This window comes from Hamadaea sp. NPDC051192, from assembly GCF_040682475.1.
GTDB lineage: Bacteria > Actinomycetota > Actinomycetes > Mycobacteriales > Micromonosporaceae > Hamadaea > Hamadaea flava.
The window spans coordinates 13,729-27,027 of record NZ_JBFBAZ010000110.1 but is presented as its reverse complement, the minus strand read 5'-3'; the positions used below and the strand labels follow the sequence as shown (position 1 = coordinate 27,027).

Genomic DNA, 13,299 nt, shown 5'->3' with positions numbered 1-13,299 from the left:
CGGATACCTCCGCGCACTCAACACAGAAACCACAAACATCGATATAGTCACATCGATCCGATTACCGGGTCAACGTTTCATGTCACACCACTAGCATGGCCAGGTGGCTCATGAAGGTGTTGGCCGCGGCACCATGCCAGTGCTCCTCGTCGGGCGGGCAGGTCACGGTGTCTCCAGCGCGTACGCGGATCACGTTGCCGTCCCGGGTGCCGACCAGGCCGACGCCTTCGGTGATGTGCAGGGTCTGACCAACGGCGTGGGAGTGCCAGTTGGTACGTGCGCCCGGGGTGAACCGGACGAGCGCGACGGTCATTCGCGACGGCGTGGTGCCGCTGTATATGGGTGTCAGGTAGACATCGCCCGTGAAGCTCTGCGCTGGCGTCTTTACGGTGTTGGCTACGGGTTTGAGTTCCATGTTCATGTGCTCCTTGCAGGTGTGTTGGCGGTTCAGGGACGCAGCAGTGCCTTGATAGCGCGGCGTTCGTCCATCGCCCGGTAGCCTTCGGCGGCCTGGCCGAGGGGCAGGGTGAGGTCGAAGACCTTGCCGGGGTCGATCGTGCGGTTGGTGATCAGGTCGACGAGTTCGGGCAGGAACCGGCGTACCGGTGCGGGTCCTCCGTGCAGGTGCACGTGGGTGTAGAACAGTTCCTCGCCGGGCAGCTGGATGCCGTGGGCGACGCCGACGTAGCCGACATGCCCGCCGGGGCGGGTGGAGTGGATGGCCTGCATCATCGACTCCTGCGTGCCGACCGCCTCGATCACGCTGTGGGCGCCGAGGCCGTCGGTGAGGTCTTTGATTCGTGCGACGCCGTCGTCGCCGCGTTCGGTGACGAGGTCGGTGGCCCCGTATTCGAGCGCGAGCTTCTGCCGGTCGGCGTGGCGGCTCATCGCGATGATCCGCTCGGCACCGAGTTGCTTGGCGGCCAGGACGGCGAGCAGGCCGACGGCTCCGTCTCCGACGACGGCGACGGTCTTGCCCGGTCGGACGTCGGCGGCGACGGCACCGAACCAGCCGGTGCCCATCACGTCGGAGGCGGCCAGCAGACTGGGAATCAGGTCCTCTTCGGGACGTTCGGCGGTGGCGACGAGGGTGCCGTCTGCGAGCGGAACTCGCAGGAGGTCGGCCTGGGCGCCGCCGGCGCCGACGTACTCGCGGTGCACGCAGGCGGACTGGTACCCGGCCTTGCAGATGTCGCAGGTGTTGTCGGAGGCGAAGAACGAGCCGACGACGAACTGGCCCGGCTGGATCTGGGATACGTCTGCGCCGACCTCTTCGACGATGCCGACGTACTCGTGCCCCATCGGCGTTGGCCCGGCGACGGCTTCAATGCCACGGTAGGGCCACAGGTCCGAACCGCATACGCAGGCCGCGATGACGCGGATGACGGCGTCGGTCGGCTTTTCGATCTTCGGGTCGTCGCGGGTCTCGACGCGGACGTCGCCGGGGGCGTACAAGATTGCGCCTCGCATGATGCATGATCCTTCCGCAGGTGGTGAAGTTGTACTTGCGGCACGCCGGTGTCGGCGGCTGATTGTCAGTCGGGGGAGAAGACTTGCTTGGCGACGGCCATCGCGGACATCGCCTTGGGCCAACCGGCGTAGAACGCCAGGTGGGTGATGGCCTCGATCAGTTCGGTCTCAGTCACGCCGTTGCGTTTGGCGTAGTCGAGGTGAAAGGTCAGCTGCTCGGTGTTGCCGGCCGTCAGCAGCGCGGCCACCGTGATGAGGCTGCGGTCGCGGGCGGCGAGTTCGGTCCGCTCCCATACCTGCCCGAACAGCACCTCGTCGGTGTAATGCACCAGCGCGGGCGCGAAGTCCCCGAGCATCTTCTGGGCGCCCGAAGGCTGCCGATCCTTAGACATCATTTGCTCCTTCGTCGTTGTGGCCGGGTGAAGATCACGATGGCCAGGCCCAGCAGTGTGAAACCGGCAGTGATGGCGGCGGCGGTGTTCCAGCCCGACATCAGCCCGGCCGTGCCGTTTGCGGAGGCGGCGTGGGTGATGATCACCGTGACGACGGCCAGACCGATGGCCGAGCCGACGTAGCGGGCGGTGTTGTTGGCTCCGCTTCCCATCGCCGCTCGATCGGCCGGCACACTGGCCACGGCCTGCCTTCCGAGCGCGGCGTTGAGGATGCCGTTGGCGGCCCCCGCAATCAGCAGGCCCAGCAGGAGCCTGGCGATCGAACTACCCGGGTGCAGGCCCAGCACCGCCAACTGGCCGACGGCACAGCCGAGCAGCCCGCCGATCAGCTGCGCCCGTGCGGTGATCCAGGCGGGCAGCCACCGGGCGGCCAGGGCTGTCACCGCCGACAGACCGGACCAGGCGAACATCGCCGACACCCCGGCCAGCGCGCTGCCGCCCAGGCCCCGTTCGACCAGCGTCGGGGTGAACGACATCAGGGCCAGCACCCCGGCACCGGCCGCCAGCGCCGCAACCGTGGCCGCGACGAAGTCTGGGCGGCGCAGCAGCCCGAGGTCGAGCATCGGGCTCGCCGACCGCCGCTCAACGACGGCGAACCCGACGATCAGCGCAATACCGCCCACCAGCAGGCTGACGGTGATCGGGCGAGTCCAGCCCGTACGTCCCTCGATCAAACCGGCCAGCAGCACAGTCAGCCCGAGCCCGAGCAGCGCCATACCCGCCACGTCGACCCGCCGAGGCGAGGCCGACCGCGACTCGGCCAGCCGGCGATGACCACTCAGCGCCAACAACAGCGCTCCAAGCGCCGCCAGCCAGTACGCCAGCCGCCACCCGGACACCGCCTGAGCAGCCACCGCCATGAAAGGGCCGACCGCAACGCCCGCCCCGAGCGCGGCACCCCACACCGCGGTCGCCCGAGCCCGATCCGGACCCGTCGGGTAGACGTGACCAACAAGCCCGAGCCCGCAGGCCATCACCGCCGCTCCGCCCAAGCCCTGGACGATCCGGGCCACTACCAGCACCCAGGCCGAGGGTGCCAGCGCACCGAGCACCGAGCCCACTGCCAACAGGAGCGACCCGGCCACGAACATCCGACGGCGGCCGTAGTCATCGCCGACCGCGCCGCTGCCCAGCAGGGCCGCCGCGCAGCCGATACTCATCGACGACAAGATCCACGCCTGTGCACCCGGCCCGGCGGTCAGGTCCGCCGCCGTAGCCGACAGCGTGGCCAGCGGCACCGTGAACGCCAGCAACACCAGCAGCGTCCCCGCCGACGCCACCGCCAGCGTGCGGCCTGCCAGCACCACAGGTATCCGGCTGGCGTCTGCGGTCCGCTGCACCGCCGAGGCGGCCGGTGATCGCATCATGTCGCCTTCCCGCAGGTGGCCCGTTCCAGGCTTAGTACCTTGCATATCTGCCAGGAAACCCCGGCCAGCGGCACGGAGGGAGGGCGCGGCGAAGCAGGTAATGACAGACCCCCTCAGCCGCCCGGAACCGGACGTAGCGTGAAGGGCATGGACAGTAGGGACGACGTACGCGAGTTTCTGGCCACCCGCCGCGCCAAGATCAGCCCTGCGGAGGCTGGATTGCCGAACTACGGCGGCACCCGCCGCGTACCCGGCCTGCGCCGCGCCGAGGTCGCCCTCCTCGCCGGGGTCAGCCCCGATTACTACACCCGGCTGGAACGCGGCAACCTCACCGGCGTCTCCGACAGCGTCCTGGAAGCCATCGCCCGCGCACTGCAACTCGACGACGCCGAACGCGAGCACCTGTTCGACCTCGCCCGCGCCGCCAACACCAGTTCCCGGCCGCGCCGCCGACCCTCCCAGCAGATCCGCCCAGGCGTCCAGCAACTGCTCGACGCGATGACCGACGCACCAGCGTTCGTCCGCAACGGCCGCCTGGACATCCTCGCAGTCAACCAGCTCGGCCAGGCGCTTTACGCGCCCGCGTTCGACACCCCCGCCCGTCCGGTCAACCTCGCCCGCTTCCGCTTCCTCGACCCCCGGTCGGTCACCTTCTACCCCGACTGGGACGACTCAGCCAACGTCACCGTCAACCTGCTGCGAACAGAGGCAGGACGCGACCCCTATAACAAGGACCTCACCGACCTCGTCGGCGAACTGTCGACCCGCAGCGACGACTTTCGCACCCGCTGGGCCGCCCACAACGTCAGGCTGCACCAAACCGGCACCAAACGGTTCCACCACCCTGCCGTCGGCGAACTCGTACTCCACTTCGAGTCCATGCCGCTGCCCGCCGACCCCGGCCTTACCCTCACCGCCTACAGCGCCGAACCCGGTACCCCGTCGTACGACGGACTGAGGCTTCTGGCCAGCTGGGCAGCCACCAGCGACCAGTACATCGGACAACCAGCTGAAAAGTAACTCATCTCGCGAGCAGGTCGTGTTCCTTCAGCCACGTCTCTACGGCAGGGCGGGCGTTGTTGACTTCTTCGCCTCGGACGGCGAGCCCATCGGCGACGCTGGCGCCGCGACAGGAGGCGGCGTAGTCGCGTTCGGTGGTGCCGAGGCCGCTCATGGCGTAGGTGGTGATGGGATGGACGGTCTTGCCGGTGAAGTCGTAGCTGTCGGCGAAGGTTGACATGATCATGGGTGCGCGGACGTTCCAGATGGCGCTGGCCAGCAGGATGGTGTCGTACTGGGCGATGGACGCCAGCGGGTTGGCGATGGCCGGGCGGGCGTCGGCGTTCTGCTCGCGTACGTTTCGCGCGACGGTGTCGTCGTAGTCATCGGAGTAGGGGTCGGCGGCTTCGATGCGGTGGACGTCGCAGCCGATCAGATCCCTGATGGTGCCTGCGAGCACTTCGGTGTTGCCGGTCTGCAGGTACCTGCGTGCGCCGTCGTGGTAGTTCCAGCCGGCGCGGGAGAAGTAGGCCAGCAGCACCTTCGGGCGCTTGGCTGGTCGGGCGGTGTTGCTGGGTTCGGGGCTGGTCGTCGGTGTGCCAGAGGTGTCGGGGTCACAGCCGGTGAGGGCGTTGCCGGTCACGGCACCGATCATCGCCAGCCCGGCCAGGCGCAGCAGCGGTCGTCTTCGTAATGCCAGAACATCGGCGGGCATGTCGACCTCCTGCTCGCTGGTCGTAGATGAGGAGCCACTAGCGCTCGATCATCTGCATCTGGGCGTCGGTGTGGTGGCCGCCTTCGGCTGGCGTGAGGCCGTCTAGGACGGTGATCTGCTCGGCGGTCAACGTGATGGCGTGGGCAGCCGCGTTCTCTTCGACGCGGTGGACGCGTTTGGTGCCGGGGATCGGAACGATGTCGTCGCCCTTGCTCAACAGCCAGGCGAGGGCGACCTGGGCCGGGGTGGCGCCGATCTGGTCGGCCACGGCCTGCACTTGGTCGGCGATACGCAGGTTACGCGCGAAGTTCTCGCCGGTGAAGCGTGGGTTGTTCTTGCGGAAGTCGCTGTCGTCGAGGCGTTCGATGTCGGCGGCGGTACGCAGGGTGCCGGTGAGGAAGCCATGTCCGAGCGGCGAGTACGCCACCAGCCCGATGCCGAGTTCACGGAGTAGCGGCAGGAGTTGTTCCTGGTCGCGGGTCCACAGCGAGTACTCCGACTGCAGGGCGGTGATCGGGTGCACGGCGTGAGCGCGGCGCATGGTGTCGGTCCAGGCTTCCGACAGCCCGATGTGGCGGATCTTGCCCTGCCGGACCAGGTCGGCGAGCGCGCCGATGGTGTCCTCGATCGGCGTGTTCGGGTCGACGCGGTGCTGGTAGTAGAGGTCGATGTAGTCCGTGTCCAGACGTCGCAGGGAGCCCTCGACAGCGGTGCGGATGTTGGCCGGGCTGCTGTCGAGGGTCCACGAGCCGCGGCCGTCGTGGGCGACGAGGCCGAACTTGGTGGCCACCACCGCCTGCTCGCGGCGGCCTTTGAGCGCCCGGCCGACGAGTTCTTCGTTGGTGTACGGGCCGTAGATCTCGGCGGTGTCGATCAGGGTGACACCGAGATCGAGAGCGCGGTGGATGGTGCGGACAGCTTCGGCGTCGTCGGTTCCGGCACCCGTATAGCCGTGGGACATGCCCATCGCGCCGAGGCCGATCCGCGACACTTCCAGGTTCCCGAGATGCGCGGTACGCATAAGACTTCCTTCCTCGATAGGGCTGGTGTTGGAGCGGTGCGGCGGGGGCGTCAGTCGACGCGCCGCCCGCCGAGCCACTTGACCATCTCCGGGTCGCGGTGGTCGAAGAACATGCTCTTGCCCGTGTCCAGCTCGCCGATGCGGGCCATCTCGTCGTCGGACAGCTCGAAGTCGAAGATGGCCAGGTTCTGCGCCATCCGGTCCGGGCGTACCGACTTCGGGATCACCACGACATCGCGCTGGGTCAGCCAACGCAGCACCACCTGGGCGACGGACTTGCCGTGCGCGTCGGCGATCTCGGTCAGGACCGGGTTGGTGAACAGGTCGTTCTTGCCCTCGGCGAAGGGCCCCCACGACTCGATCTGCACGCCGTACCCGCGCATGACTTCCTGGTCAGCGTGGCGCTGGAAGAACGGGTGCGTCTCGATCTGGTTGACCGCCGGGACGACGTCGTTGTGCGTGATCAGGTTGACCAGCCGGTCGGGGTAGAAGTTCGACACGCCGATCGCCTTGGCCAGACCCTCGCCGTACAGCTTCTGCATCGTGTGCCAGGAGCTGTAGTAGTCACCCATCGGCTGGTGGATCAGGTACAGGTCCAGGTAGTCCACGCCGAGCTTCTTCAGTGACTTGTCGAACTCCCGCCGGGCGGTGTCCTCGCCGGTGTGCTGGATCCACATCTTCGTGGTGATGAACAGCTCCTCGCGTGGGATGCCGCTGGCGGCGATCGCCCGGCCGACCGCCTCCTCGTTGCCGTACGAGGCGGCGGTGTCGATGGCCCGGTAGCCGGCCGCCAGAGCGTCGGCGACGACCTGCTCGGTCTGCTCGTCCGGGACCTGGAAGACGCCGAAGCCCAGGATGGGCATCTGGACGCCGTTGTTGAGGGTGATCAATCGGGTCTGCGCTGCCATGACTTCCTCCGTCGGTGCGAGTGGCCGCTACCAGCCCTAACGGGTCGCTGACTGACTGGTTGCCTGCCTGACTCCAGCCAACCGCAGTTCCGCGCGGGTAGGCAGTGACGGTCTTACCCGGTAATGCCAGACCCTCCCTCGCACCCCGGGCAGGCCCGTACGGTCAAGACATGGACACCCGCAGCGAGGTGCGCGACTTCCTCAGCAGCCGCCGCGAACGCTTGACCCCTGAGCAGGCCGGGGTGCCACTGTTCGGCGGACGGCGACGCGTCAAGGGCTTGCGCCGCGAAGAGGTCGCCATGCTGGCCGGGATGAGCACCGACTACTACACCCGGCTGGAACGCGGCAACCTCACCGGCGTCTCCCACTCGGTGCTCGAAGCCCTCACCCGCGCCCTGCAACTCGACGAAGCAGAGCGCCTCCATCTGTTCGACCTGGCCGAAACCGCCAACGCTCCCACTGCTGGACACCCCGCCCGCAAGCCACAGAACCGGACATCGGTACGTCAGGGCGTGCAACGCATCCTCGACACCATCCAGGCCCCCGCATACGTCCGCAACGGGCGCATGGACATCCTGGCCACCAACCGGCTCGGCCGAGCATTGTTCGCCGACGCCTTCGGCAGCGGCACCGGCTTCAACCTCGCCCGCTACCTCTTCCTCGACCGCCGCGCCCAAGACTTCTACCCGCAATGGCCGACCATCGCCGCCGACTGCGCCGCCGCCTTACGCACCTACGCCGGGCGCAACCCCTACGACCGCAACCTCACCGACCTCGTCGGCGAGCTGTCCACCCGCAGCGAGCCATTCCGCACCTGGTGGGCCACCCACAACGTGAAACTGCACCACACCGCCACCAAGACCATGCACCACCCGGTCGCAGGCGACCTCGAACTCACCGGCGAGGCCCTCCAACTACCCGGCGACCCCGATCTGACGATCATCACCTACACGTGCGAGCCCGCCAGCCCCACCGCACAAGCACTCGCATTCCTCGCCAGCTGGAGCGACACAGAAACCACCGCCGGCGACCAGGGCCGACCGGGTCGCGCGAGTCACGGCAATACACCCAACTGACGGCCGCGCGTCGATCAGCGACAACCGGCCGGTCACAGCGCGGTTGACCTACCCGATGGGCAGGTCAACCGCTAGCGCCAGGCGGCCCGATGGGGAGTCTCAATGACGTTGTCAAGCTACGGCGGTGCTGACGGATGGTGAGCAGTGGAAATCGCGGCCGTCGCGCAGCAAGGCCCAGCTGTCGAGCCAGAGCGATCAGCGCCTGGGTGTGGATCTTTCCCTCGGCTCGTGGGCGTCCACTAACGGCGAGGCGGCCACTCCCCCGAGGCAAGCAGTCTTAGCCACACCCCGCCGTCCCGGGCATCCGAGGCACCAACCCCAGACCTCAACAATCTTATGGAGCAGTTTGGGGATGTATCCCGCCCTGGAGATTGGCCTACACCTCGAACGTGTTTAACCTGTTCAGAGGCGGTAGTCCTCTGCGCTTGAGGCCGCGTTTCGGCTGTCGAGGACGTTGCGGTCGTTCGGCACGAACCTGCGCCCCTCGCTTTAGTTGACGAAGAGGGTCATCGCTCCTATTACGATCAGCCCGCCGGTGCACGCTTCGCGGCAGATCCGGTATTGCAGCTGACTTGGGCACGAATCAACGTCCCGGCGGCGTCCGCCAAGGATCAGGCGCGCCGAGTGCGGGTCACGGATGAGAGCTGAGCGGCGACCGATCACCAACGAGCCACAGGTGGCCGTATGGATCGATGAAGCCGCCCTGGCGATGCGTGCCCCACGGGGTCTGGTGGTCTCGAATGACGTCAACGCTGCCATCCGCGCCCGCGTTCGCCGCGCGAGCAATGAAGGTGTCGGGGTCGTCGACGAACACCTCGATGCGCACGGTCCGGTTGCCCAGGACGGTCGGGGTATCCCAGCCATTGCCCTCAGGCTGCCCCAGGAAGAACGGCGCACCTTCGACTTCGAGCCCGACCACACCACCAACGTTCCACAGCTGGCGCGCGCCCAACGCCTGCTCGTACCAGCGCGCGGCCTCGTCGGCGTCCGCGACCGCCAGCATCACCGATATCACCGGATTCATGACTCAGATCCTTCCACACCCGACGTCGTCCGATGAGCCGGACCGGACGCCACGACGGTTTCGAGGCGGAACTTCCTGTCATCGGCATGAGCGGACGTAGCAGGCCAGATCGCCTTTCAGCTCCCCGATCCCGGCCCGTATGGGCTTTGAGGCGCAAGGGAGCAGGTTAGGGAGGCGTCAACCCAGCGACGGTCACCCCTCGGGCCGATACTTGATCATGTCGGTCCGGTGCCGATTGGCAGGTCAGCGGCTATCGCTAGGCGTCCCGACGGGGAGCAGTTTAGGGATGTATCCCGCCCTGGAGATTGGCCTGCACCTCGACCAGCGTCTGCGCTGCTCAGGAACTCCACGTGTCCACGTTTCGGGGCGCGTTTGGGCCGGGCTGAGGTGGCCAAGGTTGGGCACCAACCTGCTCCCACCGGCAGACTCCCCGGGTACGCCAGCCAGCAATGCGGGTCCACAGCGGGCGGAAGGTCCCGAAGCGCCCGAACACTGCGTTCAGTACGGCTAGGAGCACGGCGGCGCTCATCCAATTGGCACTGCTTGTCAGGCGAGCTGATTGATGGCCTGGTTCTCCAGGACGCGTTCAGTCCCGGGCCTGCGGGCGGTGTTGAGCATCGCCCGGCCGAGCTTGTCGGTGGTGGTGACGCCGCCGGGGAAAGCTCGTTGCAGGACTCCGGCGGCGGGGACGAGGAGCTTGTAGAAGGTGCGGTAGAGGCGGTCGCGGGCGGCGATGCCGTGCATCGGCAGGATCAGCGCCGGGCGGAACATGTACGCCTGTAGCGGCAGGTCAAGCAGCGCCCGTTCGGTCTCGCTCTTGACGCGTGCCCACATCAGGCGGGAGTTGCCGACTCCGGCTCCAGAGATGTAGAGGAAGGTCGTGCCGGGGTTGACGGCCGCGAGTGTGCGGGCGGCGGTGAGGGTGATGTCATAGGTGATCATCCGGTACTGGTCTTCGGTCATGCCGACAGCGGAGACGCCGAGGCAGAAGAAGCAGGCGTCCACGTCGGCGAGGTCAACGGCGATCGGTGAGAGGTCGCCGAAGTCGGTGTGGGTGATCTCCCGAAGTTTGGGGTGCTGCTGGCCGGTGGGGGTGCGCCCGATCGTGAGGACGCTGGTCACGTCTGAGGCGAGCAGGCTCTCGCGCAGCGCGCCCTGACCGATCATGCCGGTTGCGCCGAAGATGGCGATCTTCATCGTGTCGGGTGTCCTTCACCGTGGCGGGATGTGGTCGGGGCGTTCTGGTTCAGGGGTGCTGGTGCCACCAGGCTTCGACCTCGGGCGGGGCGTCGACGTCGATGCGCTGGCCCGGTCGGGGAATGGCGAGGCGTATGCCGTGGGCTTTGGCTTCTCTCCATGTGCGTTCGGCGGGTTCGGCCCAGTGGTGTGGCGCGAGGTCGAAGGTGGCCCAGTGCACCGGGATCATCAGAGCACCGCGGACGTCGAGGTGGGTGGCGACGCCCTGCTCGGGGAACATGTGCACGTCGGCCCAGTCGTGGTCGTAGGCTCCCACCTGGATGAGTGTCAGGTCGAACGGGCCGTAGCGGGTGCCGATGTCGGCGAATCCGGGGAAGTAGCCGGTGTCGCCGGAGTAGAAGGCGCTGCGGGTGGGCCCGCTGATCACCCAACTGGCCCAGAGCGTCTGGTCACGGCGCAGCCCTCGGCCGGAGAAGTGCCGGGCCGGCGTCGCGGTGAGTTCGATACCGGCGACCTGGGTGCTCTGGTGCCAGTCGAGTTCGGTGATGCGGGACTGCGGGACGCCCCAGTGTGCGAGGTGTGCCCCGACCCCCAGCGGAACCACGAACGCCGTCGTGGGGTGGGCGGCCGTGAGCTGCTGGATGGTCGGCATGTCGAGGTGGTCATAGTGGTCGTGGGAGATGACCACGGCATCGGGCCGGGGCAACTCGCTCAGGGCGATCGGGGGCTCGTGCAGCCGGTGGGGTGCGAGCATCGGCAGCGGCGAGCAGGCCCTGCTCCACACCGGGTCGAGCAGGACCCGGCTTCCGTCGATCTCGATCATCGCGGTGGAGTGGCCGTGCCAGGTGACGTATAGACCCGCCGAGTCGGCTGACCGGTCGTTGACCAGGGGTATGGGCTGGTGGGACAGCGGTCAGTGCGATCGAGGTGTTGGTGGGAACGCTGTTACGGAACCGGCCGCCGGAGTATTGGGGTGAGCGCTGCAGCCGGGCGCGGTGAGCACCGGCCGGTGTGGCGCCCAGCTGTGCGATGGCGGTTGAGACGAACGGAGGCCGGTGATCCATGTGCGCTGGGTTCCTCTGCCGAAACGGGGGTGGAAAGGCACCGGCGGTGCCGATCGCCTTCGTGTCATCGGTCGCGCTGCGGCGAGCAGGCAACCGGCAGCGGCCGGGACGGCTAGCGGTAGCTCGCGAGCTCGCCGTCCGAGTTGAAGGCGGGGCCGCTGACGCCTTCAGCTGCCGGCAGCAGTGCGCAGGCGCTGGGGGAAGCCGATGCCGGTCATCTTCTCCGACAGCGCCCACAGACGGTGGGCGGATTCGGGGTCGCTGGCGGCCTCCGACCGGCCGACGAGGGTGGGTCCGCCGGTGCGTTCGCCGCTGCCGTCGGGGCCGACGTAGCTGCCGCCGGGCAGATCCTCGACGGCGGCGTACAGCGTGGGCAGGGCACCGGCGGTGCTGTCCTGGCCGATGACCGCGTTGATGGCGTTGATGATGCCGCGCCGTACAGGGCTGGTGACGCCACTGGTCAGGTTGGTCTGTGACCAACCGGGATGAGCGGCCAGTGCGCGCACGGGCGAGCCGACGGCGGTGAGGCGGCTCTGCAGCTCCAGGGTGAACAGCAGCACGGCCAACTTCGACTGGCTGTAGGCCCGGTTCGGGTTGTACTCGCCGGTCAGGTTCGGGTTGTCGAAGTTGATTCTGGTGCTCGCCGGGATGCGGTGCGCGTTGGACGACAGGGTGACGACCCGGTCGGTGATGTGCGGCAGCAGCAGGTTGGTCAGGGCGAACGGGCCCAGGTGATTCGTGGCGAACTGGGTCTCGAACCCGTCGGCAGTGGCGGACTCGGGAAGGGCCATCACACCGGCGTTGTTGATCAGCAGGTCGAGGTCACCCTGCCACGTCTCGGCGAAGCGGCAGATCGAGGACAGGTCGGCGACGTCGAGTTCGCGGACTTCCAGGGGGCCGCGGGCGCCGGTGATCGAGGCGGCGGCCGTCCGGCCGCGGTCGATGTTACGCACGGCGAGCACGACGCGGGCACCGGCGCGGGCCAGGGCGGCGGTGGTGGTGATGCCGAGGCCGCTGCTGGCACCGGTGACGACGGCGGTGCGGCCGGTCAGGTCGGGCAGGTCAGCGGCGGTCCAGGAGGAGGTCTTTGCCATGCACCCAATGTAAGCGCCGCTTACAAAGTAAGCAACAGTAACAATGTTGCTTTCGATTACATCGAGGTAAGGTGCGATCATGACGTCGCGCCCCTATCACCACGGAGACCTCCGCGCCACGATGCTGACCCTCGCCGAACGGACCCTGCGCACCGAGGGCCCCGCAGGGCTGTCACTTCGGGAACTGGCCCGTGAAGCGGGGGTAAGTTCAGCCGCGCCGCTACGTCACTTCAAGGGCAAGCAGGCCCTACTGGACGCCCTGGCCCTGGACGGATTCGACCGGCTCGCCGCCACCCTGACCTCGGCGATCGACGAGGCCGGCGACGTCTTCGCCGACCGGCTCGACGCCCTCGCCCGCGCCTACCTCGATTTCGCCGTCGCCAACGGAGCCCTGCTCGACCTCATGTACGGCCGCAAACATGAGACCACCGCTCCCGACGAGTTGCGTGATGCCAAGTACCGACTTGGATCCCTGGCCGCAGACCTGATCGCCGAGGGGCAGCAGCGGGGTGAAGTCCGCGCCGGATCCCTGGAGAGCCTCACCGGACCGCTCACGGCCACCCTCCAGGGAATGACCGCGATCGCGATAAGCGGAGGGTTCACCGCCGAACAGATCGAGATCAGCCGCACTGACACGATCGCCTTCACGCTGCGCGGCCTCGCCCCCTGAAAGCGACGCGATACCACGGACCGCTGCGGGCCGCAGCCCGAACCCCAGCGCAGCCCCAGTACATGCGTCTGTTCCACCAGACACCTGCCTCGCTTGCAGCCCTCGAACGCAGCGCCGTAGTCCACGACCGTGCTATCAGCGTTATCGCAGCGGTGGGCCAACCCGGTACCAGCAGGCCGAAGAACATCGACCCGCCGCCGAAGCTGACCGACGTTGGGCCTCCAGGATCAGGACCGGCGAAC

General features: G+C 67.8%; 14 protein-coding genes. 3 read left to right on the top strand and 11 right to left on the bottom strand.

The window, feature by feature from the left end; translation table 11 throughout:
- Positions 1-82 precede the first annotated feature (82 nt).
- From AB0M47_RS32075 to AB0M47_RS32060, 4 genes are all read right to left on the bottom strand, one after another.
- A complete protein-coding gene (locus AB0M47_RS32075) occupies positions 83-415 on the bottom strand; it encodes a cupin domain-containing protein (RefSeq protein WP_363420694.1) in 333 nt (110 codons plus the stop codon).
- A 32-nt stretch (positions 416-447) separates the two neighbouring features.
- Complete coding sequence (locus tag AB0M47_RS32070) at positions 448-1,470, bottom strand: zinc-dependent alcohol dehydrogenase family protein (RefSeq protein WP_363420691.1); 1,023 nt, start codon at positions 1,468-1,470, stop codon at positions 448-450.
- Positions 1,471-1,535: 65 nt separating this feature from the next.
- A complete protein-coding gene (locus AB0M47_RS32065) occupies positions 1,536-1,862 on the bottom strand; it encodes a carboxymuconolactone decarboxylase family protein (protein ID WP_363420688.1) in 327 nt (108 codons plus the stop codon).
- Entirely contained in the window at positions 1,862-3,289 is a 1,428-nt protein-coding gene (locus tag AB0M47_RS32060; RefSeq protein WP_363420685.1) for an MFS transporter, read from the bottom strand. The genes AB0M47_RS32065 and AB0M47_RS32060 overlap by 1 nt, the downstream gene beginning before the upstream one ends.
- A gap of 147 nt (positions 3,290-3,436) precedes the next feature.
- On the opposite strand from AB0M47_RS32060, the gene AB0M47_RS32055 reads away from it, so the two are divergent.
- Positions 3,437-4,309, top strand: coding sequence for a helix-turn-helix transcriptional regulator (locus AB0M47_RS32055; protein WP_363420682.1), 873 nt, complete (start codon positions 3,437-3,439; stop codon positions 4,307-4,309).
- 1 nt (position 4,310) lies between these two features.
- Here the strand turns inward: AB0M47_RS32055 and AB0M47_RS32050 are convergent, their stop codons facing one another.
- The 3 genes from AB0M47_RS32050 to AB0M47_RS32040 are packed head-to-tail and all read right to left on the bottom strand — an operon-like array spanning position 4,311 to position 6,932.
- A complete protein-coding gene (locus AB0M47_RS32050) occupies positions 4,311-5,003 on the bottom strand; it encodes a flavodoxin (protein ID WP_363420680.1) in 693 nt (230 codons plus the stop codon).
- Positions 5,004-5,040: 37 nt separating this feature from the next.
- The gene (locus AB0M47_RS32045; RefSeq protein ID WP_363420677.1) at positions 5,041-6,024 is read right to left on the bottom strand and encodes an aldo/keto reductase; all 984 of its coding nucleotides are present in this window, start codon (positions 6,022-6,024) and stop codon (positions 5,041-5,043) included.
- A gap of 50 nt (positions 6,025-6,074) precedes the next feature.
- Positions 6,075-6,932, bottom strand: a complete 858-nt coding sequence (locus AB0M47_RS32040; RefSeq protein ID WP_363420674.1) for an aldo/keto reductase — start codon at positions 6,930-6,932, stop codon at positions 6,075-6,077.
- Positions 6,933-7,102: 170 nt separating this feature from the next.
- Here AB0M47_RS32040 and AB0M47_RS32035 point away from each other — a divergent pair, with 170 nt between their 5' ends.
- Entirely contained in the window at positions 7,103-8,008 is a 906-nt protein-coding gene (locus AB0M47_RS32035) for a helix-turn-helix transcriptional regulator (RefSeq protein WP_363420671.1), read from the top strand.
- A 631-nt stretch (positions 8,009-8,639) separates the two neighbouring features.
- Here the strand turns inward: AB0M47_RS32035 and AB0M47_RS32030 are convergent.
- The 4 genes from AB0M47_RS32030 to AB0M47_RS32015 all read right to left on the bottom strand — a co-directional run bounded on the left by AB0M47_RS32030 (position 8,640) and on the right by AB0M47_RS32015 (position 12,387).
- On the bottom strand, positions 8,640-9,032 hold the full coding sequence (locus AB0M47_RS32030) for a VOC family protein (protein ID WP_363420668.1): 393 nt from the start codon (positions 9,030-9,032) through the stop codon (positions 8,640-8,642).
- A gap of 546 nt (positions 9,033-9,578) precedes the next feature.
- Positions 9,579-10,229, bottom strand: a complete 651-nt coding sequence (locus AB0M47_RS32025) for an epimerase (RefSeq protein ID WP_363420665.1) — start codon at positions 10,227-10,229, stop codon at positions 9,579-9,581.
- 49 nt (positions 10,230-10,278) lie between these two features.
- Positions 10,279-11,052: an MBL fold metallo-hydrolase gene (locus tag AB0M47_RS32020; RefSeq protein WP_363420662.1), complete on the bottom strand. Its 774-nt coding sequence runs from the start codon at positions 11,050-11,052 to the stop codon at positions 10,279-10,281.
- Positions 11,053-11,460: 408 nt separating this feature from the next.
- Positions 11,461-12,387 (bottom strand): oxidoreductase, encoded by a 927-nt coding sequence (locus AB0M47_RS32015; RefSeq protein ID WP_363420659.1) that lies wholly within the window; start codon positions 12,385-12,387, stop codon positions 11,461-11,463.
- A 79-nt stretch (positions 12,388-12,466) separates the two neighbouring features.
- Here AB0M47_RS32015 and AB0M47_RS32010 point away from each other — a divergent pair, with 79 nt between their 5' ends.
- Positions 12,467-13,057, top strand: coding sequence for a TetR/AcrR family transcriptional regulator (locus AB0M47_RS32010; RefSeq protein WP_363420656.1), 591 nt, complete (start codon positions 12,467-12,469; stop codon positions 13,055-13,057).
- Positions 13,058-13,299 lie beyond the last annotated feature (242 nt).